This window comes from Billgrantia hypersalina (assembly GCF_052584175.1).
The window spans coordinates 200,559-225,778 of the sequence record NZ_JBMIQI010000017.1 but is presented as its reverse complement, the minus strand read 5'-3'; the positions used below and the strand labels follow the sequence as shown (position 1 = coordinate 225,778).

Genomic DNA, 25,220 nt, shown 5'->3' with positions numbered 1-25,220 from the left:
TACAGCGATGGAAAAGGTTGGGTGGGTCTGGGCACAATGTAGGCGGCCGCCGGCCAGTTGTCAGGCTGGCGCTTCGGTTACCTTCCGACAGGAACACCATGTCCGAGCTGATTCTCAAGCCGCTGCCTGCCATCGAGGCGGTGGCGGCCACGCAATGGAATGCGCTGATCGGCGACGATCACCCTTTTCTACGCCACGAATTCCTGCATGCCCTGGAGGCGAGCGGGGCCGTCAGCGCCTCGACCGGCTGGGTGCCGCGCCACCTGACGCTGTGGCGTGGCGAAGCGCTGGTGGGTGTCATGCCGCACTACCACAAGTTCCATTCCTACGGCGAGTATGTGTTCGACTGGAGCTGGGCCGATGCCTGGGAAAGGGCCGGGGGGCGTTACTACCCCAAGGGGCTCGCGGCGATCCCCTTTTCCCCAGTGCCGGGGCCGCGGCTAGGACTGGCTGCCGACATCGACCCGCTGGCGGCGCGCGAGTTGCTGGCCGAAGCGTGGGAAGATCGCTCGCTGTCGAGCTGGCACCTGCTGTTTGCCGAGGATGACGACGTCGATGCCTGGCTCGCGGCGCGCCCCGATCTGCTGGTGCGTCACGGCGTGCAGTTCCAGTGGCACGATGGCGGCTACGGCGACTTCGAGGGTTTCCTTTCCTCACTCACGGCGAAGCGACGCAAGACGATCCGACGCGAGCGTCGGCGGGTCGCCGAACAGGGGCTCAGTCTGCATCGCCTGACGGGCGAGGCGATCAGCGAGCGCGACATCGAGCACTTCTTCCGCTGCTACGAGATCACCTACCTCGAGCGAGGGCGGCATGGTTATCTCAATCTCGATTTCTTTCGTCGCCTGTACCGCACGATGCCGGAGGTTCTGCTGCTGATTCAGGCGCGCCTCGACGACCAGCCGGTTGCCGCCGCGCTCTGCCTGCAGGGCAGCCGCACCCTCTATGGGCGCTACTGGGGTAGCGAGGTGTTGGCCGACTGCCTGCACTTCGAGACGTGCTACTACCAGGGTATCGAGCATTGCCTGGAGCATGGGCTGAGCTGCTTCGACCCCGGAACCCAGGGAGAGCACAAGCTGACGCGGGGTTTTGCGCCCAGGCGACTGCGCTCGCTTCACCATGTTGCCGACCCGGGGCTGCGCGACGCCGTGGCTCGCTTCTGCGACGAAGAGCGGCGCCACGTCGAGGCCTACTGTCGCTCCGCCGAGTGCGCCCTGCCGTTTCGGGCGTGAGCCGCGCCGGGGATAATGGCATAATGCCGCCCATTCCATGATGAGGACGTACAGCCGATGCTCAAGTGGCTCGCCATCGCCCTGTTCCTGCTGCTGGCGCTGCTGCAGTATCGCCTGTGGCTAGGTGACGGCGGCATTCACGAGCTTCGCGAAATACGCCAGCGCGTGGCCCTGCTCGATGACGATAACAAGCCGCTGCGCGACCGCAATGCGCGGCTGGCTGCCGAGGTGGTGGACCTCAAGACGGGGCTTGACGCCATCGAGGAGCGGGCACGCAGCGATATCGGCATGGTGCGCACCGACGAGCAGTTCTACTGGGTGCCCGGGGTGCTGATCGAGGGTGCGAAGCCGGCCGAAGCGGCGAACGCCGCGACAGGCAAGCGGCAGGGAGCGTCCGGTGATTAAGCGTAGCGGTGCCGCGCGCCTGTGGCTGGTAGTGCCTGCGGCGGGGCGTGGGCAGAGAATGGGCGCTGCATTGCCCAAGCAGTACCTTATGCTGGATGGGCGGCCGGTGATGGCGCATACCCTGGCGCGGCTGCACCGGGCCCTGCCGCAGGCCCACCTGTGCCTGTGTCTTGCCGCCGACGATCCCCACTTCGATCCCGCTTGGGTGCCTTTTGCCTATTGGCAGCGGACCCCGGGAGGCGACGAGCGGGCCGACTCGGTACGCCACGCCCTGCTCGCCGTGGCCGGCATCGCCAGCGACGACGACCTGGTGATGGTGCATGATGTGGCGCGCCCCTGCGTTGCCTTGGCGGACCTGGCGCGGCTGTATGCCGCGCTTTGCGAGGACGAGGTGGGCGGGCTGCTCGCGACCCCCGTGGCCGACACGATGAAGCGAGACGACGGCCATGGCCGCGTGGCGCGAACCGAGTCGCGACGCGGATTGTGGCACGCGCAGACGCCACAGGGGTTTCGCTATGGCCTGCTGCGTCGGGCGCTCGATGAGGCGGCGGCAAGCGGGCGGGAAGTCACCGACGAGGCGTCGGCGGTGGAGGCGCTGGGCCGCTCGCCGCGGCTGGTGCCCGGCCGACGCGACAACATCAAGATCACGCACCCGGAGGATCTGGCCCTCGCGAGCCACATCCTGTCCGCCCAGCGGGGCGAGCGTCTGTCAGGACCGGGATACCTGCCTGAGGAGACTTCCTGAATGCTGCGCATCGGCCACGGCTTTGACGTCCATCGGTTCGGCGACGGCGACCACCTCATGATCGGTGGCGTTGCCATCCCCTTCGAGCGCGGGTTCGTCGCTCACTCCGACGGTGATGTCCTGCTGCATGCCATCAGCGATGCGCTGCTCGGCGCCTGCGCCTTGGGCGACATCGGCCGCCACTTTCCCGACACCGATCCGGCCTGGGCCGGCGCCGACAGTCGTGCGTTGCTGCGTCGCGTTATCGGCCTGGTGCGCGAGGCCGGTTATCGGGTTGGTAACGTGGATGCCACGGTCATCGCCCAGGCGCCCAGGCTGGCACCTCATGTCGCCTCCATGTGCGAGCGTATCGCCGAGGATCTCGAGCTCACCCTGGATGCGGTCAACGTAAAGGCCACCACCAGCGAGCGGCTGGGCTTCACCGGACGCGGCGAAGGCATTGCCGCCGAGGCCGTGGTGTTGTTGACAAGCACGGGGGGCGCCGCGTGAGCGACCCTTCACTGGCGAGCGCCTGGCCCCGTGTCACCGAAACCGAATTCGGCCCCCCGCCTGTCGGCCACTTCCGCACCACGCCTGAAGATTTTTGGGTCGAGGAGATCCTCGGTTTCGCCCCCGAGGGGCACGGCGAGCATCTCTGGCTGTGGATCGAGAAGCGCGAACTCACGACCCTGGAAGTCGTGCGACACCTGGCACGGGCCTGTGGCGCGGCGCCGCGCGCGGTAGGCTATTCGGGGATGAAGGATCGCTTCGCGGTGACCCGGCAGTGGCTCTCCGTGCACCTGCCGGGCCAGCAGGCGCCTGACGATCTGGCCGCGCGGCTGGCCACTCTCGGCATCCGTGTGCTCGAACAGGTACGCCACCCGCGCAAGCTCAAGCGTGGCGTTCACCGGGCCAATCGTTTCTCGCTGCGTATCTCGGGACTCGTGGCAGCGGATGATCTCGAGGCGCGCTGGGCCTGGCTGCGCCAGCACGGCGCGCCCAACCTGTTCGGTCCGCAGCGCTTCGGGCCTCAGGGGCGGAACCTGGCCCGTGCCCGTGCTGTGCTGGCGCGCGGCTGGCGCAAGCGCGACGACCGCGAAGGCATGCTGCTTTCCGCGGCGCGCAGCTACCTGTTCAATGAACTCGCGGCCATGCGTCTACAGGACGGGAGCTGGCGCAAGCTGATACCGGGCGACGTGGCGATGCTCGACGGAACGGCGAGCCAATTCGCCGTGGGTGACGTCGATGCCGAACTGAATGAGCGGGCCGAGAGGCTCGACCTGCATCCTTCCGGTGTGCTCTGGGGCACGGGCTCCTCTCTCACCACCGGCGAGGCGGCATGCTACGAGCACGCCCTGGTCGAGCGCCATGCAGCGCTATGTCAAGGACTGGAACGGGCCGGCGTGAAGCTGGCCCGGCGTGCCTTGCGTATGCGCCTGGACCAGCCGCAGCTGACCCGGGAAGAGAACGCCATTTGGCTCGACTTCCGGCTGCCGCGAGGCAGCTTCGCCACGGCGGTGCTGCGCGAACTGATCGTCCATCCTACCCTGACGCTTACTGCGGAGGCCTGACCGAATGCGCCGACTCCTGCTCTCCAACGATGACGGTGTCCATGCGCCGGGCCTGCGTGCCCTGTACGAGGCGCTGGAACCCCATGCCCGGCTTCGCGTGGTGGCGCCCGACCGCGACCGTAGCGGCGCCAGCAACTCGCTCACCCTCAACCGTCCCCTGTCGCTGACCGCCCTGGACAATGGCTTTCACTGTGTCGACGGTACGCCGGCCGACTGTGTCTACCTGGGCGTGAACGCCCTCTGGGACGAACGCCCGGACCTGGTCATCGCGGGAATCAATCACGGCGGCAACCTGGGCGACGACGTGCTCTACTCCGGTACCGTGGCGGCAGCCATGGAAGGGCGCAACCTGGGCATGCCGGCCATCGCCATGTCACTGGTGGGGTCGCATCATTTCGACACCGCCGGCCGCGTGGCGGCCAGCCTGGTCGGAGCGGCCGACCAGCTCTCGCTGCCGCCGCGCAGTCTGCTCAATGTCAATGTGCCCGATTTGCCGTGGAATGAGATCCAGGGCTTCCGGGTGACCCGCATGGGGTATCGCGGCCCGGCGGAGCGGCCCATGGAAGTCCGCGACCCCCGCGGCCGTTTGCGCTACTGGATTGCGGCCGTGGGGCAGAATGCCGATGATGGGGAAGACACCGATTTTGCCGCCATCGAGGCGGGTTATGTATCGATAACACCGCTGCAGACCGATCTGACTCGACATGCGGCGCTTGATGACGTGCAGGGCTGGCTGGATGCATTCACCTGAGAAATTGCCGGAACTGTTGCGTGGCGTTGGCATGACCTCGCAGCGCACCCGTGACCGTATGGTGGCCCGTCTTGCCGAGCAGGGCATCGCCGACGAGAGGGTACTGAGCGTCATGGCTCGTGAGCCACGCCATCTCTTCCTCGACGAGGCGCTGGCCCATCGCGCCTACGAGGATACCTCGCTGCCCATCGGCCACGGTCAGACCCTGTCGCAGCCCTGGATGGTGGCGCGCATGACCGAGCTGGTCATGCAGGAGTCGCCACGCCGGGTACTGGAGATCGGCACCGGATCCGGCTACCAGACGTTGATTCTCGCCCGCCTGGTGGCGGAGCTCTGGTCTGTCGAGCGCATCAATGCCCTGCATCACCGGGCGGCCAAGCGGCTGCGCCTGCTCGAGGCGCACAACGCACGCCTGCGTCTGGCCGACGGCGGACACGGCTGGGAAGAGGCGGCGCCATTCGATGTCGTGCTGCTGACCGCTTGTGCTCACGAGTTGCCCGAGGTGCTGATTTCGCAGCTTGCCGAAGAGGGTGTGATGATCCTGCCACTGGCCGACCCCGACGGCGAGCAGTGGCTGACCCGGGTGCGCCGCGCCGGTTCTCATAATGACGTTCAACGGCTGGAGCGCGTACGCTTCGTCCCGTTGCTGCAAGGAGTGATTCGTTGAAGCGCCAATTCTCCATCTTTCTCAAGGGTGCCGGAATGGGGGCGGCCGACGCCGTGCCCGGCGTTTCGGGCGGCACCATTGCCTTCGTCACGGGCATCTACGAGGAGCTCATACATACGATCAAGCAGTTCGGCCCCAGCGCCTTGCCGGCGTGGCGGCGTGGGGGCATGGCGGGGCTCTTCACCCATCTGAATCTTGGGTTCGCCGTACCGCTTCTGCTCGGCATCGGGCTCAGTCTGGTCAGCGTGGCGCATCTGGTGGTGTGGCTCATGGACGACCATCCCCTGCTGCTCAATGGCTTCTTCTTCGGCCTGGTGGCCGCATCGGCCATCGTAGTGAGCCGTGATCCGGCCGACTGGAAACTGTGGCACGTGGTTCCCCTTGTCGTGGGATTGCTGCTGGCGCATGGGTTGCCGTCACTGATGCCCTGGGTCAACCAGCTGGGCAGCCCCACCCTGGTGCTGGTCGTCGGCGGAGCCATCGCCATCAGCGCGTTGCTGCTGCCCGGTGTCTCCGGCAGTTTCCTGCTGTTGACCATGGGGCTTTACGGCACGGTGATGCAGGGCATCCGCAGCTTCGACCTGGCACTGCTATCCACCTTCGCGGTGGGTTGCCTGATCGGCCTGTTCGGTTTTTCCCGATTGCTCTCTTGGCTGTTGCGTCACTATCGTACCGCGACCCTGCAACTGCTGATCGGCTTCATTGTCGGCTCGTTGCCGGTGCTGTGGCCCTGGCGTGAGCTGGTGCGCTACCAGCTTGGCCCCGATGGGCAAATGATTCCGCTCGACTACCGCTACCTGACGCCCGGCGATTACGCCAACCTGACCGGAGAGCCCGGTTTGATGCTCCCCGTAGTGGTGGCCATGGTGCTGGGTGCCGCCCTGGTGCTGGGGCTGGGACGCCATTCCGGAGGTGGTACGTCCGGCAAGGCAGGAAGCGGCTCTCATCAATCGCCCGACAAACAGGAGGGCCCCAATGCGTAAGGTGTTTCTCGTCTCGGCCATTGCCATGGCAATGACCGGCTGTGCCACACACCAGGAGTATGGTTCTCCTCAGGTCCGCGACCTCTCGGTGAGCCGAGAGCGTGCCACGGACAGTCACTACACCGTCGAAGAGGGCGATACCCTGTACGGCATCGCCTGGCGCCATGACATGGATTATCGCGATCTGGCCAGGCTCAACCAGATCGGTCCGCCTTACCGGATCAACCCCGGCCAGCGGCTGCGCCTGGATGATGGCGCGTCAGCACCGTCCGACCAGGACCGTTCGCGTGAGCTGGGCGAGGCGCAGGTGGCCGTTGCCACGGCCCTGGGTGGGGGCAGTGCGGCGCAATCGGGCGACAACGATTGGCTGATGCCGGACGAGGAAGCCATCGCGCGCAATCGACAGCTGGCGGCCGAGCCCCTCGAGGCGGACAACCGCACTGCTCCCAGCGACACGGCGGTAGCGGGAGCGCAGCGGGTCGCCGAGACGGTTTCTCCGTCAACGGCCCCGCAGGAGCCTGAGCCTCAGCGTGACCCCGAGCCGCAGCCCAGCACTGAAACCGAGGAAGACGCCGCTGCCGAGGCCGAGACGCAGCAACCGCCGGCGTCGGCGGACGAGCCTGAAGCGGATGCCGGCACCCAGGTGGCAGGCGCCCCGGAACGCCAACCCGATGGCGATGGTCGTACCTATACGCCGGTGGAGGAAGTGGACTGGCAATGGCCCACGGACGGAGAGGTCGTCGGCCATTTCGGTGAAGGTGGAAGCATCACCGCCGGCATTGATATCGCCGGGCAAAAGGGGCAACCTGTGAAAGCCGCCGGACCGGGTATCGTGGTTTATGCTGGCAGTGGGGTGCGCGGTTACGGCAACCTCATCCTGCTCAAGCATAACGACCAGTATCTGAGCGCCTATGCCCACAACGACACTCTCCAGGTGAAGGAGAACGATGTGGTCGACGCCGGTCAGGTGATCGCCACGATGGGCGATAGCGATGCCGAGAGCGCCAGGCTGCATTTCGAGGTGCGCAAGGATGGCCAGCCTCAGGACCCTCTGAAGTACTTGCCGGAACGATAGTCGCGTAGCGGCTAGCGGTACGGCAGCAAGGTGGTCGTTGGCACCCGGCGGGTGTCATGAGGAGTCAACAACAAATAGAACTCTGCTTGCTGCAAGCCATGCCAGAGAGAACGACATTTCAGGACGAAACCACGGGGTAGCAATCGATGAGCATGCTTGAACGGGACCTTCAGGATGTTGATCTCGAAGACGTTACCGAGGCCGAACAGGACCTCGCTGCGGATTCGAACAATTCGGCCAGCGACAGCGACGACGACACTGCCTTCGAGAAGGCACTGAGTCGCGAAGACAAGCACTACCACCACAGCCTAGACGCCACCCAGATCTATCTCAACGAAATCGGCTTCTCGCCGCTGCTGACACCCGAGGAGGAGGTCTACTACGGCCGCCTGGCTCAGAAGGGCGACCCGGCAGGTCGGGCGCGGATGATCGAGTCCAACCTGCGCCTGGTGGTCAAGATTGCGCGGCGCTACCTCAACCGGGGGCTGACACTGCTCGACCTGATCGAGGAGGGAAACCTGGGACTGATCCGGGCGGTGGAGAAGTTCGACCCCGAGCGCGGCTTCCGTTTTTCTACCTATGCCACCTGGTGGATTCGCCAGACCATTGAACGGGCGTTGATGAACCAGACCCGTACCATCCGGCTGCCGATCCACGTCGTCAAGGAGCTCAACATCTACCTGCGCGCGGCCCGCGAGCTGACCCAGAAGCTGGATCACGAGGCCACGCCGGAAGAGATTGCCGACTATCTCGACAAGCCTGTCGAGTCGGTGAAGAAGATGATGGGGCTCAACGAACGCGTCTCCTCCGTGGACTATCCGATGGGCGGCGAGAGCGACAAGCCGCTGATCGAGACCCTGGCCGACGACAACGAGCAGGGGCCCGAGTCCTCGCTGGTCGATGTCGATGTCAAGCAGCATGTCGACGAGTGGCTGGCGGAGCTGACCGAGAAACAGATGGAGGTGGTCGTGAGGCGCTTCGGCCTGCGTGGCCATGAGGCGGCCACGCTGGAGGAGGTCGGCGACGAGATCGGCCTGACCCGCGAAAGGGTGCGTCAGATTCAGGTCGAGGCGCTCAAGAAGCTGCGTCGCGTGCTCGAGAAACAGGGCCTTTCCATGGATAACATCTTCAACGAATAGCAGCAGCGGCGAAGATGATGCAGCCGACCCTCAGGTCGGCTGCATATTTTCTGCATGCTGGTGCGGTATCATTAGCTTCCTCATCATGCAGGGATGAACAAGGGAAAAGAACATATGCTTCGCCCACCTTTCGCACGACGCTTACCACGCCGCGGGCTGGCCGCTCTCGTGGGCTTCGCCATGACCGGTAGTGTCCAGGCTGCCGACCTCTGGACCATCACCCAGGACGCTCTGGCCAACGACGCCGAACTCTCCTCCACGCAGGCCGGTTTCCAGGCGACCGAGGCCGCGAGGGACGCACAGCGCGGCACCCTGTTGCCCCAGATCTCCGCTGGCGGCAACGCGGCGCATTCGCGGGTCTACAACAGCGCTGCCGGCTCGGCCGGGGCCGAGGTCCCGCCGGGTGGCGGAGGACAGCCCACTGGCGCGTTCGCCCAGGACGATACGGTCAACAGCGTGAGCTTGAGCCTGGATGCCGAGCAGGCGCTCTACGATCCGTCTCGCCGCGCCCAGCTGGAGCGCGCCGAGCGCGAGGTCGACCGCGACGCCCTGTCGGTGGACGTGGCCAGGCAGCAGCTGCTCTACAACGTGGCCAACGCCTATTTCGAGATTCTTCGGGCACACGACATTCTCAGCTCGCGCCGTGCCCAGGAGACTGCCATCAGCCGCCAGCTGGAGCAGGCCCGGGAGCGCTTCGAGGTGGGCCTGATTGCCATCACCGACGTGCACGAGGCCCAGGCCTCCTTCGATCTGGCTCGCGCCCAGCGCATCGCGGCCGAAGGCGCCATGCAGGTCAGCTTCGAGGCCCTGGAGCGGTTGACCGGTCATCGCTACGAGAGTATCGAGCCGCTGGAGGACGAGGTGCCGATTTCGCGCCCCGAACCGGCCGACCGTGAGGAGTGGGTGGCGCTGGGCATGGCCAACAGCCCAATGGTACTCATGGCCGAAGCCGGCATCGAGGTGGCGCGCAGCAGCGTCGACGTGTCTCGCGCCGGGCAGCAGCCCGTGGTGTCCGCCTTTGCCAACTATGGTTGGTCCGACAGCGACCGCACCGGAACCGACTACCAGTCGGAGAGCCAGGTCGGCCTGCGCGCCAGTCTGCCGCTCTATACCGGCGGTACGACCCAGGCGCAGATCCGCCAGAGCGGCTTTCTCCTCGAGGCCAGCCAGTACGACTTCGAGGCTCAGCGGCGCGATACCGTCCAGCAGGTACGCTCGCTCTTCACTCGGGTCAATAACGACGTGGAAACGGTGGAGGCACGACGCCAGGCGATCGTCTCCAACCAGAGTGCCCTGGAGGCGACTCGCTCGGGGTACGAGGTGGGCACGCGCAACATCGTCGATGTCCTCAACGCCGAGCGTAACCTGTTCAATGCCATCGCCGAGCATGCCGAAGCGCGTTACGATTACGTGCTGGGCCTGCTTCAGCTGCAGCAACAGGCGGGGCTGCTGGGGCCGGACTCGATCCAGGCCATCAACGACTGGCTCGCCGATGACGAGAGCGTGTCGCTGGAACTTCCCGACGAGGCCAATGACGACCCCGTCATGAACATCGGTGAGCGTCCCCAGGCGCCTTCCTGATGCGATGCTGAAGGAAGCGACGTTCTAGCGTCAGTTTGAAAGCCACCGAGAGATCGGTGGTTTTCTTCGTGATGAGCGATAAATATCCAGGCTTTCTGTCTTCAACGGAGGTTGCCATGGCCAGGCCGCTGGTCGCTGAGATTGATCTCGATGCGTTGCGTCACAACTACGCGCTGGCTCGCGAACTGGCTGCTGGCAGCCGCGCCGTGGCCGTGATCAAGGCCGATGCCTACGGCCATGGTGCCGTTGCCTGTGCTGCGGCCCTGGAAGCACTGCCCAAGGACCGGCGCCCGCCTGCCTTTGCCGTGGCCTGCCTGGAGGAGGCCGAGGCGCTGCGCAGGGGCGGCATCATGACGCCTATCGTGCTGCTCGAGGGAATTTTCGAGGCGGCCGAGCTTTCACGTGTCGAGGCGCTGGGGCTCTGGTTGGCGGTACATAGCGAATGGCAGGTGAGGGCCCTGCTGGATTATCGTCCGGCGAAGCCCATCCCCGTATGGCTCAAGGTCGATTCCGGCATGCATCGGCTGGGCTTCCCGCCCGAGCAGGCCGAGTCCATCTGGAAGCGCCTGGCCGGCGAACCGGAATGCGCCACCGACCTGCATCTGATGAGCCATTTCGCTACGGCCGAAGCAGTCGACTCCGCCTATTTCGAAAGACAGCTCGAATGCATGCGGGCGCTGTCGGATCGACTGGGAGCCCCGCTGTGCCTGGCCAACTCGCCGGCGACCCTGGCCTGGCCGCAAGCGCACGGCAACTGGGTTCGCCCCGGTGTGATGTTGTATGGCAGCGATCCGTTGGAGCGACCCAGCGAGGCCAGCCGTCGGCTCGAGCCGGTAATGACGCTGCGCTCCGAGATCATCGCCGTGCGCGACCTGGCGCTGGGGGAGCCGGTCGGTTATGGGGGCCGTTGGCGAGCACCGCGGCCGTCGCGCATCGCGGTGGTGGCTTGTGGCTACGGTGACGGCTATGATCGGCATGCCGTGGACGGCACGCCGGTGCTGGTGGCTGGGCGACGCACGATGCTTGCCGGCAAGGTCTCGATGGATATGCTGACAGTGGATATCACCGATATTCCCGAAGCCGATATCGGAACCGAGGTAGTGCTCTGGGGGAGATCTCGCCATGGTGAGGAGCTTTCGGTCGATGAGGTGGCCCGATACTGCGACACCATCAGCTATACGCTGCTGACCGGCATCCTGCCGCGAGTCCCCAGGCGCTATTCACAGCCCGCCTGAGCCTGGGCGACCCCGGCCTGAACTCGACCTGAACGGAACCCTGCATGTCCAAGCGCAACTGGCCCGCTTCCTTCGCCCATCCCCGCTTCTGGCCGGCCTGGCTGGCCATCGGTAGCATGTGGCTCGGCGCCTGGCTGCCGTGGCGGCTCAAGCTTGTCATCGGGCGGGGGCTGGGCATGCTGGCATGGTGGGCAGTGCCGCGTCGTCGTCACATCGTCGACACTAACCTGCGCCTGTGCTTTCCCGAACTCAGTGAGAGTGAACGCACCGAACTTGCCCGCAATACCTTCAAGGCCAATGGCATCGGCATCCTCGAAACCGCCACCGGTTGGTGCCGTGACCCACGCCACTTGCGCCACCGTGTTGCCTGCAAGGGCCGGCATCACCTCGAGCAAGCCCATGCCCGGGGCAAGGGCGTCCTGGTCGTCGGCATTCATTTCTCCACACTCGACCTCGGAGGGGCATTGCATTCCCTCTTCTTCCCCGCCGACGTGGTCTACCGGCCGCACAACAATCCGCTTTTCGACCGCTTCATGACCCGGGCGCGCAGCCGCATCTTCGGTGAGGCGATCGATCGTCACGACCTGCGCGGCGTAGTACGGCGGATCAAGGCGGGGCATATTGTCTGGTACTCGCCGGACCAGGACTTCGGCCGTGACGTCAGTGTCTTTGCCCCATTCTTTGGCGTCGAGGCGGCGACGATCCGGCTCACGGCCAAGATCGCACGGATAACCGGCGCGCCAGTAGTGCCGTTGATGTTTCACCGTAACCCCGACGATCGCACCTACACCATCGAGTGGCGCCCGGCGTTGGAAAACTTTCCCAGCGGCGATGAGGTGGCCGACGCCACGCGTATCAACGCCCTCATCGAGGAGGCGATACGCAAGCACCCGGAGCAGTACCTGTGGCTACATCGACGCTTCAAGACACGGCCGGCGGGCGAGACGGGTTTCTATTGAAGCCGGCTTTCATGGCAGCGCATCTCGGGATACAAGGCGTAACGGACGGCGACTTGACGCTTCGGTCAGCTTACGCAAGGCTGAAAGGCACCTGTTAGGGAAAACCGCGCCGAAGGAACATGGCGCCTAGACAGCCAAGGAGGTCTGTTATGCTCGGCAATGCAATGCTGTTCCTGATTATCGCCATCATTGCGGGGGTGCTCGGCTTCTCCGGTATCGCGGGTGCTGCGACCACCATTGCCCAAATCCTGTTTTTCCTCTTCATCGTCTTGTTTATCGTCTCCCTGGTCACCGGAAGGCGACCGTAACGGGACGTTGTGCGCGGATCCGAATTCCTGCCACTCAGAATGCACGAGGCCTCGCCATTGCGAGGCCTCGTCGGTTTGACGCAGCGTGTGCGACCTGACCGTCAGGCGTCGATCCGCTTGTACTTCATGCGATGCGGCGTATCGTTGCCGACCCGCTTGCGGTGGTCCGCCTCGTAGTCGGTATAGTTGCCTTCGAAGAACTCCACGTGGGAATCGCCCTCGAACGCCAGGATGTGCGTGGCGATGCGGTCGAGGAACCAGCGGTCGTGGGATATCACCAGGGCGCAGCCGGGGAAGGCGAGCAGTGCCTCTTCCAGGGCACGCAGGGTCTCGATATCGAGGTCGTTCGACGGCTCGTCGAGCAGCAGCACGTTGGCGCCCTGTTTCAGGGTCTGGGCCAGCTGCAGGCGGCCACGCTCACCGCCGGAAAGATCCTTGAGGAACTTCTGCTGGTCGTTGCCCTTGAAGTTGAAGCGACCCACGTAGGCGCGCGAGGAAACCTCGTAGCCATTTATGTTGAGAATGTCCTGGCCGTCGGAAACCGCTTCCCACACCGTCTGCTTGTCGTCCAGCGCGTCGCGTAGCTGCTCGACGTATGCAATCTCGACGGTGTCGCCGATCACCACTTCGCCGCTGTCGGGCTGCTCTTGGCCTGCGATCAGCTTGAACAGGGTGGACTTGCCGGCGCCGTTGCCGCCGATGATGCCGACGATGGCCCCCTTGGGCACGTTGAAGGAGAGATCTTCGTAGAGCAGCTTGTCCTCGAAGCGCTTGGACACCCCATGAAACTCGATCACTTTGTCGCCCAGGCGCGGGCCGGGCGGAATGTAGATCTCGTTGGTCTCGTTGCGCTTCTGGAAGTCGCCCGACTGCATCTCCTCGAAGCGGTTGAGGCGCGCCTTGCTCTTGGCCTGGCGACCCTTGGCGTTGCTGCGCACCCACTCCAGCTCGTGCTTGATCGCCTTCTGTCGCGAGGCCTCCTGCTTGGCCTCCTGCTCCAGGCGCTTCTCCTTCGATTCGAGCCACTGCGAGTAGTTGCCCTCGAAGGGGATGCCGTGGCCGCGGTCGAGTTCGAGGATCCAGCCGGCCACGTTGTCCAGGAAGTAGCGGTCGTGGGTGATGGCGACCACGGTACCGCTGTAGTCGTGCAGGAAACGCTCCAGCCAGGCGACCGATTCGGCGTCCAGGTGGTTGGTGGGCTCGTCGAGCAGCAGCATGTCGGGATTGGAGAGCAGCAGGCGGCACAGTGCCACGCGACGCCGCTCGCCGCCCGATAGATGGCCCACCCTGGCGTCCCAGGGTGGCAGGCGCAGCGCCTCGGCGGCCACTTCGAGCTTGCGCTCCAGGTTATGGGCGTCGGCGGCCTCGATGATGTTCTCCAGGCGCGCCTGCTCGGCGGCCAGGGCGTCAAAGTCGGCATCCGGCTCGGCGTAGGCGGCATACACGGCGTCGAGCTTGGCCTGGGCCTCCTTGATCTCGCCCAGCGCCTCTTCCACGGTTTCGCGTACGTTCTTGTCGTCGTCGAGCTCGGGTTCCTGGGGCAGGTAGCCGATGTTGATGCCGGGCATCGGGCGTGCTTCGCCCTCGTACTCCTTGTCCACCCCGGCCATGATGCGCAGCAGGGTCGACTTACCGGCACCATTGAGGCCCAGCACGCCGATCTTGGCGCCCGGGAAGAAGGACAGCGAGATGTCCTTGAGAATCTGTTTCTTGGGCGGAACGACCTTGCCCACGCGATTCATGGTGAAGACGTATTGCGCCATGGAATTCCACTGGGGTTGAGGGTTTTGATGGCCACGATGATAGTGGCCGTTCAGGGCAAAGGCCAGTGCCGCCGTTCGGCGTCTTTCGGGTGGGGAACGCAAGGGCGGTGGCGGGACAGCGCTTGGCGAGGCACCCGGAGATGCCTCGCTGGCGAGACGGTTACTCCTCTTCTTCCTCGTCGAGCAGCATCCAGTCGTCTTCGATGGCGCGCTGCAGGCGTCGCTCTTCCAGCAGGGCCTCGACGCGACGTCGAGCGCGCAGGGTATCGGCGCGGCTGGAGGCGCGGGGGCGAACGTATTCGTCGTCGTTCACCGCTTCGAGGAATTCGTCGTCGTCGTGAGAGTCGCTGACAAGGGGTTCATGGCTCATGCGAAATCCTCCCATGGCCCGGTGTCGACCGCTCGGCGATCGACGTATCGTACATTCGCTTCGCGTCCGAAGCGACGGACCTGAAGCGCCATCGGTGCCAACGATCGGCACCTGACGGCTATATATATCCCCAATGAGCCGAGAGCAAGCGGTATGCTAAATTTTTTTCGCGTTGCGGGGAGGGTTCAGGAGAGGCCGTGCGCGATCTTGAGTCGCTCGAGTTCTCTCTGTGCCTCGACGCGTTCCGTCACGTCCTTCTGTACGCCGATGAAGTAGGTCAGCTTGTCGTCGTCGTCGTACAGCGGGGTGATCGACAGTTCGTTCCAGAACAGGGTGCCGTCCTTGCGGTAATTGCGCAGCACTTCGCGGCACGGGCGGCCTTCGCTGAGAGCCTTGCGGATCTTGGCGAGCGCCGGCTGCTCGTGATCGCCGTTCTGCAGGAAACGGCAATCCTGATAGAGAATCTCGTCGGCGCTATAGCCGGTGAGCCGCTCGAAGCCCTGGTTGACGTAGATGAGGATATTCTCGTCACCCTCCTGCTCGGCGACAACGATGCCGTCTTCCGAGGCATTCACAATGCGTTCGAGCAGTTCCGGGCTGATCAAAGGGGTGCGTTTCATTCAGGCATTCCTGGCTGGGGCTCGGCGTAACCAAAAGTCACTATGCTACATGATGGCCAGCCTGCGCCACGTTGACAACGACGGTGAGCCTATTGCTCGACTTCGGGCAAGCGTGCGGCCGAGGCGGCAGCGGCAAGCGCCATCACGGCCAGCGACACCAGCAGCCAGTCGGTGCCCAGCCACTGGGCCAGAAGCCCGGTCGCCCCGCCCACCAGCAGCAGCATCCCGCCGGTGATGGTATTCGATAGCGCCACGTAGAGTGCTCGCCGGTCCTGGCCCGCCATGTCGACCAGGTAGGTCTTGCGACCCAGGCGCACCCCGGCATGGACGATGACCAGCAGGGCATAGACGACGGCGTAGGGCCATACCGTCGCGGTCCATGCGCCCGGTAGCCAGGCGATGGCGGCGCCGAGCAGGCAGCAGGCGGCGGCACCCAGGCCAGTATCGCGCAGGACGGTGCGGCTGGAAGCATCGGAGCGCTTGCCCCACACAGGACTCGCCACCATTCCCGCGAGCCCGGATACCACGATCAGCACGCCCAGGCCGCCCAGCTCGGCGCCGCTCTGCTGCTGGCCGAGCAGGGCCACGTAGGGCAGGGCCAGGGCGCTTGCCAGCAGTAGCGAACGCGACAAGTTGAAATGCAGGAAGGGGCGATCGTCACGCAGCAGGCGAAACCCCAGCCTGATGCTGCTCCATGCATTCTCGCCACCCTCAACGGCTCCTGGTTGTTCGCTTATGCGCGCCGCACACAGGGCATTGATCGCCCAGCCCAGTGCAGCGGTTCCCAGCAACACCGCGAGCGCCAGTTCGCCGGGACGGTCTTCGAACACCATCAGCACGCCGCCGGCCGCCAGGGTGACAGCACCGGCCACGCTGGCGCTCCAGCCCATCAGGTTGCCACGGCGACGCTTGGCAATGGTCTTGCCCAGAACGTCCTTGGTGGCGATGGAGGAGAGGCCACGGGCCAGCGCCAGGGTTGCCAGGGTGGTCAGCACCAGGGCGCCGCCTACGTCGCCCTCCCCGAACAGGGCGAGCAGCGCCAGGATCGCGGCCGCCGCCGCCTGGAGACAGCCGCCCGTTACCCACACCCACTTGCGCTGCGGCTTGAGGCGAATGAAGCCGGCGACGAAAAGCTGCGGCAATAGCGCGCCCGACTCGCGCAGCGGTACCAGCAAACCGACCATCCATAGCGGGGCACCGATTACGCCGAGCAGCCAGGGCAGTACCAGGCGGGCGCTTGCCAGTTCATCGGCCAATTTATTGCCCAGTGCCGCGAAGAGATGCAGGAAGAAGTTGCGCGGCTGCTCATGGCACGCCTCGTCGGAGATGTCCCGGCACATACGGCTGACTTCGTCGCCGGTCAGCCATTCGTACAGGCGTGATTGACTGATCTCGCGTTCGGCCATCAGGCCCCCCTGGCTGCTATCATCATGGATTCCATTGTTGCGACAGGGTGACCCCATGTCACGTATCCGCATTCATTACTGCACCCAATGCCAGTGGTTGCTGCGCAGCGCCTGGCTCGCCCAGGAACTGCTGTCGACCTTCGGCGAGGCACTCGAGGAGGTGGCCCTGGTACCCTCTCACGGCGGTTACTTTGAAATCTTCTACGACGACGAATCGCTATGGGAACGCAAGCGTGACGGCGGCTTTCCCGACAGCAAGCAGCTAAAGCAGCGGGTACGCGACCAACTCGCACCCGGGCGCGACCTGGGGCATATCGATCGATGAGGGCTGGGGCAACGAGTGCAGACGCGCCGAGCCAGGACCGCCAGGCGATCCTCTTCGGCCTGGGGGCGGTGGCGCTGTGGTCCACCGTGGCCACTGCGTTCAAGGTGGCGCTGACCTACATGTCGCCGCTCGAGCTGATGTGGCTGGCCTCCTTGGTCTCTTGGCTGCTGATGGGCGTGCTGGTGGTTCGCCAGGGCCTGCTCGGCGAGGCTTTGCAACGTGGCTGGCGCACCGCCGCCTGGGCCGGGTTGATGAATCCGGTGGCGTACTACCTGGTGCTGTTCGGCGCCTACGACCGCCTGCCCGGGCAGGAAGCCATGGCCCTCAACTATACCTGGGCGCTGGCGATGGCCTTCCTCGCGGTGCCTATCCTGGGCCAGCGCCTGACGCGCATCGACGTGCTGGCAGGTTTGATCGCCTACGCCGGGGTGTGGGTGATCGCCACGCGCGGCCAGGTATTCGACGTCGCGTTCGCCAACCCTCTCGGGGTGGGGATGGCGCTTGCGTCTACCCTGCTGTGGGCACTCTACTGGCTGCTCAATGTACGGGATCGGCGCCCACCGCTGGTGGCCCAGTGGCAGAACTTCGGTGTGGGGCTGCCTGTGCTCACGCTGTTGATGCTGCTTGGGCCCGGCTTCACCTGGCCGGGCTGGGCGGCTCTGGGTGCCGGCGTTTACGTCGGCCTGTTCGAGATGGGCATTGCCTTCGTGCTGTGGCAGCTGGCCATGCATCGGGTGTCGCGCACGGCCCGGGTTTCCAACCTGATCTTCCTGTCGCCGCCGGTGTCGCTGCTGCTGCTTCACCTGGTGGTCGGCGAGCCGATCCAGATCTCCACCCTGGTCGGGCTGGTGCTGATCCTCGGCGGGCTGGGGTTGCAGCAGAGGCAGAAGAGCCCGGCTGCGGATCAGTCGTGAGTCCGCTCGGCTATTCGAGCGCGACTGCTTTCCAGCAATGGCTCAAGCTCGGGCCAGACGTTATCGAGGATGATTGGCTGGGCGTCGCGGGTCGGGTGGATGCCGTCGTCCTGCATCATGCCTTCCTCGAGAGCCACGCCTTCGAGCAGGAACGGCACCAACGGCGTATCGTAGGTGTCGGCCAGGCGATCGAAGACAGCGGTGAAGGCCCGGCGATAGGCTTGCCCGTAGTTGGGCGGGATATCGATGCCGAGCAGAAGGATCTCGGCACCGGCGGCCTGGCTGGTCTCGATCATGTCGGCCAGGTTGGCTTCGAGCTGGTTGGGGGGCAGGCCGCGCAGACCGTCGTTGCCGCCCAGCTCGAGCAGAACGATGTCCGGGGCGTGCTGTCGGATTAGCTCGGGGAGCCGGCTGGCGCCGCCACTGCTCGTCTCGCCGCTGATGCTGGCGTTGACCACGCGTGCGCGGCCATCGAGTCGCTCTTCCAGCAGGGTGACCCAGCCGGCATCCTCTTCAAGGCCATAGGCGGTGCTCAGGCTGTCGCCCAGGATCAATACCAGCGGTCGCTCGGCAGCGAGCGCTGCCGTTGACAGCAGAACGAGCAGTAGCGCTCCGGCCGGCCCGGCGCAACGGGAACGCCACCGGGCCAGCCGGGCAGGAAACATGCATACCAAACCAACGGGGAAACCTATCGCCATGACCGACTCCTCGACTCAAGATGCTAGAACGCCTGCCACCGCCTCCGGGCGCAACGTCAGCCCGATTCTACACGCCCGGCAGCTGAGCAAGCAGGTGGTGAGCGGAGAGCGGCGGCTCACCATTCTGAGTGGTCTGGAGCTCGAAGTGTTCCCCGGGGAGAGCGTGGCGATCCTGGGGCAGAGCGGTGCCGGCAAGTCGACACTGCTCGGTTTGCTGGCCGGGCTAGACGAACCCAGCGGCGGTGAGCTGGCCCTGTTCGGCGAATCGCTGGGCAAGCTCGACGAGGATGGTCGCGCCCGGCTGCGGGCTGGCCGTGTCGGCTTCGTGTTTCAGAATTTCCAGCTGCTGCCGACCATGACCGCGCTGGAAAACGTGCTGCTGCCGCTTGAACTCTCGCCGGTGCCCGACGCGTCGAGGCGCGCGCGCGACTGGCTGGCCCGAGTCGGGCTCGGCGAGCGCCTGGAGCACTTGCCCAAGCAGCTTTCGGGTGGCGAGCAACAGCGGGTGGCGCTGGCGCGTGCCTTCGTTACCGGCGCCGAGCTGGTGTTTGCCGACGAGCCTACCGGCAACCTGGATCAGGCCACCGGGGGGCGTATCATCGAGCTGCTGTTCCAGCTCAATCGCGAAGCCGGCACCACCTTGGTGCTGGTGACCCACGATCACGCCCTGGCGGCACGCTGCGACCGCTGCCTGCGCCTGGAGGAGGGGCAGTTGGTCGAGCTGGTACGCGACGAGGTGAATGCATGAGTCGCTCGACGTCCCGTTCGGCCGTCGCCAACCTGCTGAGGCTCTCGGGGCGTGGGCTGTTGCGTGACCTTCGTGCCAGCGACGTGCGTGCCCTTTTCGTCGCCTTGGCGCTGGCGGTCGCCGCCTCCACCATGATCGGCTTTTTTCTCGACCGCCTCGACCGGGGGCTGACCCGGCAGGCCGGGCAGCTGCTAGGCGGCGACCTGGTCATCGAACAGGGTCGCCCCTTCGACGACGAGTTGCGCCGTACTTTGGAGGAGGCCGGGTTGACGCTGAGCGACCAGGTCGACCTTGTCACCATGGTCAGCCTCGGCGATGCCTTCCAGCCGGCGAGCCTCAAGGCGGTCGACAGCGTATACCCCCACTACGGCCAGCTCCATGTCGACCGTGGTGAGGGCACCGAGACCGTGGCCGACGGCCCCGCTCCGGGTGAGGCCTGGCTGGCGCCGCGCCTGGCACTGCTGCTCGAGGCCGAATTGGGCGACCGCATTCAGGTCGGTGAGGGCGAGCTCACCGTGACCGGCCTGATCGAGCGCGAGCCGGATCAATCTGCCGGTTTCGGTAATTTCAACCCGCGCTTGATGCTGCACGTCGACGACCTCGACGCCACCGGCCTGGTGCAGCCTGGGGCACGGGTGGAGTTCGAGCTGCTCGCCGCCGGACCGCCTCAGGCCCTGGAGCAGCTGGCTCCGCTGCTCCAGCGGCTGCGTCGTGATGGCGTCGAGGTGCGCGACGTCAGGCACGACCGCCCGGGGCTGGGAAACGCCCTGGAGCGAGCCGAGAAATACCTCAGCCTGGCCGGGCTCGCGGCCGTGCTGCTGGCCGGCGTGGCAGTGGCCATGGCCACGCGGCGCTACGTCGAGCGCCATCTCGACACGGCAGCCCTGCTGCGCTGCTTCGGTGCCACCCAACGCGACCTCACCGGGTTGTTCTCGCTTCAACTGCTGTGGCTGGCGTTGGCGGCGTCGAGCCTGGGAGCGCTCCTGGGCCTGGCCGGCCAGGCCGCGCTGCTGTCGCTGCTGACGACCTTTCTGCCGCTTAGCCTGCCACCGCCGGGCTGGCTGCCGCTATGGCTGGGCGTCCTCACGGCGTTGGCGGTGCTGGTCGGTTTCGCCGGCCCGACGCTGCTGCGCCTCAAGCGCGTCAGTGCGCTCAAGGTGCTGCGCCGGGAGCTCGACCCCTTGCCGGCCTCGGCCTGGCTGGTGGTGCTGGTGGCCAGCCTGGTCTTCGGCGGCCTGCTCTGGCTCTACTCAGGGGACTTTGCACTGGCGGCATCGTTGCTGGTCGGTGGCCTCGCCATGCTGGTGGTGCTCTGGGGGCTGGGTTCGCTGCTGCTCGGTCTGGTACTGCGCGTGGCGGCACGCCTGCCCCAAGGCAATGGCCGGCAAAACGAGCTCTCTCAGGCCCTACGCCTGGGTGGGCGCCAGTTGGCCCGGCGCCGCAGCGCCAGCCTGGGTCAGTTACTGGCCTTTGCGGTGACGTTCTTCGCCATGGCGATGATCGCCCTGGTGCGTGGCGACCTTCTTTCCACCTGGCAGGCACAGCTGCCCGAGGACACCCCCAACTATTTCGCCATCAACATCCAGCCAGGGGAGCGCGACGCCTTCATCGAGGCCCTCGAGGCCAATGCCGAGGACCGTACGGCGCTCTATCCCATGGTGCGCGGTCGTCTGACGGCGATTAACGGCGAGCCCGCCCGGGAGGCCGTGCCGCTGGAGTCGCGCGGCGATGGCTCGCTGCGGCGCGAGCTCAACCTCACCTGGCAGGCCGAGCTGCCGGAAGGCAACCGGTTGGTGGCCGGGCGCTGGTTCGACGAGTTGGAGGCCGAGGGGCAGGCCGGCTGGCTGGGGGCCGTGGAGGCCGAGCCCCTTGATGCCGCAGTGCCGATCTCGCTGGAGGATGGCCTGGCCGAGCGTCTCGGGCTCTCACTGGGCGACCGCTTGACCTTTACCATCGGGGGCGAGGAGATCGTCGGCGAGGTAGCGAGCCTGCGCAACCTGGACTGGGACAGCTTCCGCCCCAACTTCTTCGTCATCTTCCCGCCGGAGGTGCTGGAGCGCTTCGGCCACAGCTACATCACCGCCTTCCATCTCGATGCCGGCCAGGGCGAGACACTGCGTTACCTGGTGCGCCACTTCCCGGGGGTCTCGCTGCTCAACGTCGACGCGATCCTGGCCCAGGTGCGAGACGTCGTCACCCAGGTAACCCGGGCGGTGGAGCTGGTGCTCGCCTTCGTGCTGCTGGCAGGCGTGAGCGTGCTCTATGCGGCGCTGACCGCAAGCCGACCGGCTCGCGCACACGAGAGCGGCCTGCTGCGCGTGTTCGGTGCCGGCGGAGGGCTCATCTCTCGCGTGCAGGGCGCCGAGTTCGCGATTCTCGGCCTGGCCAGCGGACTCATGGGGGCGCTGCTGGCGGAGCTTGCCACCGCCGGCATCTACATTGTCTGGCTTGACCTGCCGCCACGGCTACATCCCTGGCTATGGCTGGCGTTGCCGTTCGGCGGCGCACTGCTGATCGGCGCGATCGGCCATGCACTGTCGCGCGGGCTGCGGCGTCAGGCACCGGCGGCGAGTCTGGGGCTGCTGGGAGAGGCCTGATCGCTGCCGCGGCGCTGGCCTTGCGTTGAACAGCCATTGGCCAGCGCCACCCGGCAAGACGGGGCAAAAGTGCCGATGCGGTTACACTGTGTAAGCGTGGCGCTGGCTGACAACGCCATCTTTCTTTCACAGCTCCTATGAGGTGGGTCGATGCCTGCTTTCCGACGGTTACCGATGCGCCAGGGCCTGACTCTGGCTCTTGTCACGTTCCTGGGCGCATCGGGTACGGCCTTTGCCGACGCCGAGCGGCTCGAGGCCGACCTGCGAGCGCTATTCGGCGCGGGCGGCAAGCTTACGCTGGGCGAGGTTTCGAGCGGCATGTTGCGCTCCCGGTCGATTGCCGAGGACATCGTCTTCGAGGCCCAGGAGGGTGAGCGCCTGCTCATCGACCGTTACATCGTCAGCGGCGATTACGACGCACCCGACGAGGTTACCTTGGAAGGCATACGCATCGAGGACAGTCTTACCGAGTTGACCATGATGAGCGTCGATCGACTCGTGCTGGGCGAGCCCTCGCGGGCGGTTTTCCCGCTGCACGCCGGGCTGGCTGCCGAAGAGGAGGTATACATCGGTAGTCTTGCCATTGACGGCATCGTGATGGAGCTCGCCTCGGAGCTGGCCGAGGAGCTCTTCTTCGACACCCCAATGCAACAAGGCCGGGGACGCATGACCATCGAGCGGGTGCGTGGCGAGTCGCTGACCCACAATGCCATTGGCATGCTCGAGATCAGCGGCGTAGACGGAGCGGCAGAAGACCTGGATGAGTTCGGCGCGGGCTCCTTTACCCTGGCTTCGCTGCGCCTCGAAGGGCTGACCGGCATCGATGGCGAAGGCGAGGAGAGGCTGGCGTCGCTGGTGCTGCGTGACATGGCGGTGGAGGCCCGCGAGCTGGTGGGTAGCCTGGCGCTTCTCGATATGGACGGAGATTTCAGCGACGGCAAGGGCGGCGTGCGCCTCGAAGGACTGCAGCTCGACCTGGCGCGCATGATCGCGCTTGCGCCGGAGGAGGAGCGGACACAATTGCGCATGGCGAGTAACGTGCTGACCGACGGCAGCGGCGAGCTGAGGCTCGATGCCGCCTTCCTCGGCAATTGGAAGGAGAAGGGCGATCACCATGTGCTGGTCAGCGACAGCCAAGTGGACATCAGCGAGGCGTTGCTCATGGGATTCGATGTCAACTTGCCGGTGCGGCTACCAGCGGGAGTTGCACCTGCCGAAGCCTTTGCCGATGCGGAGTGGCTGGAGGCCGCCACGCTCCTGGGCGGCGATCTGCACTTGAGTCTGTCCGACCAGGGCCTCTTCTCTCGCCTGGCTATCCTGGGCGCAGCCACGCAGGGCGTGACCGAGGCGCAGTACGTCGAGCAGGCACGCACCCAAGCGCAGGGACTCGGCATGATGTTCGGCCCTGAAGCGCAGGCGGTTCTGCTGGGTCTGGTGGAACTGCTGGAAGGCAGCGCCGAACGGCTTGAGGTCCGGGCCACCCTGCCGTCGGAGAGTACCTTGGCCACGTACCAGGACGACCCGCTGGGATTACCCAGCAAACTGGCCCTCAAGGTCGAGACCCGCTGAGCCCGCGTAGGCTATGCCGCCAGCCTCTGGGTGCTGTTTCCTAAACCCGGCATGAGAAATTCTGCATCCACCCATGACGGCCTTTCATGTGAAAGCCGTCATGGGCTGGGGTATCATGGCGCATCCTGATTTCCCCGTGATGCGAGGTTTCCCGCCGATGTTCAGCCGTGACATGACGATTGCCGGTTTCGATGACGCCCTGTTCGATGCGATGCAGAAAGAGGTCGCTCGGCAGGAGGCGCACATCGAGCTGATCGCTTCCGAGAACTATGCCAGCCCTCGCGTTCTCGAAGCCCAGGGCAGCCAACTGACCAACAAGTACGCGGAAGGCTATCCCGGCAAGCGTTACTACGGCGGCTGCGAATACGTCGATATCGTCGAGCAGCTGGCCATCGATTACGCCAAGCAGCTGTTCGATGCCAGCTACGCCAACGTTCAGCCACACTCCGGCTCCCAAGCCAATAGCGCCGTGTTCCAGGCGCTGGTCAAGCCGGGCGATACGGTGCTGGGCATGAGTCTCGACGCCGGCGGGCACCTCACTCACGGCGCCAAGCCCAACTTCTCCGGCAAGCACTACCATGCCGTGCAGTACGGCATCGGCGAAAACGGCCGCATCGACTACGACGAAGTGGCCCGGCTCGCCCGTGAGCACAAGCCGAAAATGATCATCGCCGGTTTCTCGGCCTATTCTCAGATCATCGACTGGGCCAAGTTCCGCGAAATCGCCGACGAGGTGGGCGCCTACCTGCTGGTCGACATGGCGCACATTGCCGGCCTGGTAGCCGCCGGCGCCTATCCCAGCCCGCTGCCGCATGCCCACGTGGTCACCACCACGACCCACAAGACACTGCGCGGTCCGCGCGGCGGCCTGATTCTCTCTGCCGAGGGCGACACCGAGGTCGAGAAGAAGCTGCAGTCCGCTGTCTTCCCCGGCGGCCAGGGCGGCCCGCTGGAGCATGTCATTGCCGCCAAGGCGGTGTGCTTCAAGGAGGCCATGGCGCCCGAGTTCAAGAGCTACCAGCAGCAGGTGGTGAAGAATGCCCAGACCATGGCCGGCGTGTTCATTGAACGCGGCTACGAAGTCGTCTCGGGCGGTACCGAGGATCACCTGTTCCTGCTCTCGCTGATCAAGCAGGGCCTGACCGGCAAGGATGCAGATGCCGCCCTGGGTCGTGCCCACATCACCGTCAATAAGAACGCCGTGCCCGGCGATCCGCAGAGCCCGTTCGTCACCTCCGGCCTGCGCATCGGCACCCCGGCGGTGACCACCCGTGGCTTTGGTGAAGGCGAATGCCGCGAGCTGGCCGGCTGGATCTGCGACATCCTCGATACCATGGCCAAGGGCGCGGATACCGCCGCCATCGAGGCCGAGGTGAAGGGTAAGGTCGAAACCGTCTGCGCGCGCTTCCCGGTCTATCGCTGAGTCCGGGAACTGCTAGGTTCCAGTCGGGCCTGCCAGCGCCCCGCACCGTCGATGACGGCGCGGGGCGCTGGCTTTAGAGGTGGGTGATTCTTCGCTTCGAAGCCGAGCAGGGCCCAGCCTATTTCTCCTGTTGGACAACGCATCCACCGCTATTTCT

Annotated in this window: 25 protein-coding genes; 20 read left to right on the top strand and 5 right to left on the bottom strand. The window is 65.6% G+C overall.

Annotation, left to right across the window (positions count from 1 at the left end):
- The first annotated feature begins 98 nt into the window (after positions 1-98).
- From ACOJCM_RS14080 to ACOJCM_RS14015, 14 genes are all read left to right on the top strand, one after another.
- Positions 99-1,232 (top strand): GNAT family N-acetyltransferase, encoded by a 1,134-nt coding sequence (locus tag ACOJCM_RS14080; protein ID WP_445212686.1) that lies wholly within the window; start codon positions 99-101, stop codon positions 1,230-1,232.
- A gap of 57 nt (positions 1,233-1,289) precedes the next feature.
- Positions 1,290-1,637: a cell division protein FtsB gene (gene ftsB / locus ACOJCM_RS14075; RefSeq protein WP_445212685.1), complete on the top strand. Its 348-nt coding sequence runs from the start codon at positions 1,290-1,292 to the stop codon at positions 1,635-1,637.
- Entirely contained in the window at positions 1,630-2,382 is a 753-nt protein-coding gene (ispD, locus tag ACOJCM_RS14070; protein ID WP_445212684.1) for a 2-C-methyl-D-erythritol 4-phosphate cytidylyltransferase, read from the top strand. Before ftsB ends, ispD begins: the two co-directional genes overlap by 8 nt.
- Positions 2,383-2,871, top strand: coding sequence for a 2-C-methyl-D-erythritol 2,4-cyclodiphosphate synthase (gene ispF, locus ACOJCM_RS14065; protein WP_445212683.1), 489 nt, complete (start codon positions 2,383-2,385; stop codon positions 2,869-2,871).
- A complete protein-coding gene (gene truD, locus ACOJCM_RS14060; protein ID WP_445212682.1) occupies positions 2,868-3,932 on the top strand; it encodes a tRNA pseudouridine(13) synthase TruD in 1,065 nt (354 codons plus the stop codon). The genes ispF and truD overlap by 4 nt, the downstream gene beginning before the upstream one ends.
- Positions 3,933-3,936: 4 nt before the next feature.
- On the top strand, positions 3,937-4,683 hold the full coding sequence (surE, locus tag ACOJCM_RS14055) for a 5'/3'-nucleotidase SurE (RefSeq protein ID WP_445212681.1): 747 nt from the start codon (positions 3,937-3,939) through the stop codon (positions 4,681-4,683).
- Positions 4,670-5,350, top strand: coding sequence for a protein-L-isoaspartate(D-aspartate) O-methyltransferase (locus ACOJCM_RS14050; RefSeq protein WP_445212680.1), 681 nt, complete (start codon positions 4,670-4,672; stop codon positions 5,348-5,350). Before surE ends, ACOJCM_RS14050 begins: the two co-directional genes overlap by 14 nt.
- Positions 5,347-6,333: a DUF368 domain-containing protein gene (locus ACOJCM_RS14045; protein WP_445212679.1), complete on the top strand. Its 987-nt coding sequence runs from the start codon at positions 5,347-5,349 to the stop codon at positions 6,331-6,333. The genes ACOJCM_RS14050 and ACOJCM_RS14045 overlap by 4 nt, the downstream gene beginning before the upstream one ends.
- Complete coding sequence (locus tag ACOJCM_RS14040) at positions 6,326-7,408, top strand: peptidoglycan DD-metalloendopeptidase family protein (RefSeq protein ID WP_445212678.1); 1,083 nt, start codon at positions 6,326-6,328, stop codon at positions 7,406-7,408. Before ACOJCM_RS14045 ends, ACOJCM_RS14040 begins: the two co-directional genes overlap by 8 nt.
- 146 nt (positions 7,409-7,554) lie before the next feature.
- Complete coding sequence (gene rpoS / locus ACOJCM_RS14035; RefSeq protein ID WP_445212677.1) at positions 7,555-8,547, top strand: RNA polymerase sigma factor RpoS; 993 nt, start codon at positions 7,555-7,557, stop codon at positions 8,545-8,547.
- Between the two features lie 114 nt (positions 8,548-8,661).
- Complete coding sequence (locus ACOJCM_RS14030; RefSeq protein WP_445212676.1) at positions 8,662-10,128, top strand: TolC family outer membrane protein; 1,467 nt, start codon at positions 8,662-8,664, stop codon at positions 10,126-10,128.
- Positions 10,129-10,244: 116 nt separating this feature from the next.
- Positions 10,245-11,363, top strand: a complete 1,119-nt coding sequence (alr, locus tag ACOJCM_RS14025; RefSeq protein ID WP_445212675.1) for an alanine racemase — start codon at positions 10,245-10,247, stop codon at positions 11,361-11,363.
- Positions 11,364-11,407: 44 nt separating this feature from the next.
- Positions 11,408-12,322: an LpxL/LpxP family Kdo(2)-lipid IV(A) lauroyl/palmitoleoyl acyltransferase gene (gene lpxL / locus ACOJCM_RS14020; protein ID WP_445212674.1), complete on the top strand. Its 915-nt coding sequence runs from the start codon at positions 11,408-11,410 to the stop codon at positions 12,320-12,322.
- Positions 12,323-12,471: 149 nt separating this feature from the next.
- Positions 12,472-12,630, top strand: coding sequence for a DUF1328 domain-containing protein (locus ACOJCM_RS14015; protein ID WP_111413928.1), 159 nt, complete (start codon positions 12,472-12,474; stop codon positions 12,628-12,630).
- A 101-nt stretch (positions 12,631-12,731) separates the two neighbouring features.
- Here the strand turns inward: ACOJCM_RS14015 and ettA are convergent, their stop codons facing one another.
- The 4 genes from ettA to ACOJCM_RS13995 all read right to left on the bottom strand — a co-directional run bounded on the left by ettA (position 12,732) and on the right by ACOJCM_RS13995 (position 16,789).
- Positions 12,732-14,393: an energy-dependent translational throttle protein EttA gene (ettA, locus tag ACOJCM_RS14010; RefSeq protein WP_445212673.1), complete on the bottom strand. Its 1,662-nt coding sequence runs from the start codon at positions 14,391-14,393 to the stop codon at positions 12,732-12,734.
- A 160-nt stretch (positions 14,394-14,553) separates the two neighbouring features.
- Positions 14,554-14,763, bottom strand: coding sequence for a PA3496 family putative envelope integrity protein (locus ACOJCM_RS14005; protein WP_445212672.1), 210 nt, complete (start codon positions 14,761-14,763; stop codon positions 14,554-14,556).
- 185 nt (positions 14,764-14,948) lie between these two features.
- A complete protein-coding gene (locus ACOJCM_RS14000; protein WP_445212671.1) occupies positions 14,949-15,383 on the bottom strand; it encodes a PAS domain S-box protein in 435 nt (144 codons plus the stop codon).
- Between the two features lie 89 nt (positions 15,384-15,472).
- Complete coding sequence (locus ACOJCM_RS13995; protein ID WP_445212797.1) at positions 15,473-16,789, bottom strand: MFS transporter; 1,317 nt, start codon at positions 16,787-16,789, stop codon at positions 15,473-15,475.
- Between the two features lie 55 nt (positions 16,790-16,844).
- Between ACOJCM_RS13995 and ACOJCM_RS13990 the strand changes: the two genes are divergently transcribed.
- Entirely contained in the window at positions 16,845-17,114 is a 270-nt protein-coding gene (locus ACOJCM_RS13990) for a SelT/SelW/SelH family protein (RefSeq protein ID WP_445212670.1), read from the top strand.
- Positions 17,111-18,028: a DMT family transporter gene (locus ACOJCM_RS13985; RefSeq protein ID WP_445212669.1), complete on the top strand. Its 918-nt coding sequence runs from the start codon at positions 17,111-17,113 to the stop codon at positions 18,026-18,028. The genes ACOJCM_RS13990 and ACOJCM_RS13985 overlap by 4 nt, the downstream gene beginning before the upstream one ends.
- Here the strand turns inward: ACOJCM_RS13985 and ACOJCM_RS13980 are convergent.
- On the bottom strand, positions 18,019-18,726 hold the full coding sequence (locus ACOJCM_RS13980) for an arylesterase (protein WP_445212668.1): 708 nt from the start codon (positions 18,724-18,726) through the stop codon (positions 18,019-18,021). The two genes, ACOJCM_RS13985 and ACOJCM_RS13980, sit on opposite strands and share 10 nt — an antisense overlap.
- On the opposite strand from ACOJCM_RS13980, the gene ACOJCM_RS13975 reads away from it, so the two are divergent.
- The 4 genes from ACOJCM_RS13975 to glyA all read left to right on the top strand — a co-directional run bounded on the left by ACOJCM_RS13975 (position 18,725) and on the right by glyA (position 25,063).
- On the top strand, positions 18,725-19,474 hold the full coding sequence (locus ACOJCM_RS13975) for an ABC transporter ATP-binding protein (RefSeq protein ID WP_445212667.1): 750 nt from the start codon (positions 18,725-18,727) through the stop codon (positions 19,472-19,474). The genes ACOJCM_RS13980 and ACOJCM_RS13975 overlap by 2 nt on opposite strands.
- Complete coding sequence (locus ACOJCM_RS13970) at positions 19,471-22,071, top strand: ABC transporter permease (RefSeq protein WP_445212666.1); 2,601 nt, start codon at positions 19,471-19,473, stop codon at positions 22,069-22,071. Before ACOJCM_RS13975 ends, ACOJCM_RS13970 begins: the two co-directional genes overlap by 4 nt.
- Before the next feature lie 150 nt (positions 22,072-22,221).
- On the top strand, positions 22,222-23,640 hold the full coding sequence (locus ACOJCM_RS13965; protein ID WP_445212665.1) for a hypothetical protein: 1,419 nt from the start codon (positions 22,222-22,224) through the stop codon (positions 23,638-23,640).
- A gap of 157 nt (positions 23,641-23,797) precedes the next feature.
- Positions 23,798-25,063: a serine hydroxymethyltransferase gene (glyA, locus tag ACOJCM_RS13960; protein WP_445212796.1), complete on the top strand. Its 1,266-nt coding sequence runs from the start codon at positions 23,798-23,800 to the stop codon at positions 25,061-25,063.
- Positions 25,064-25,220 lie beyond the last annotated feature (157 nt).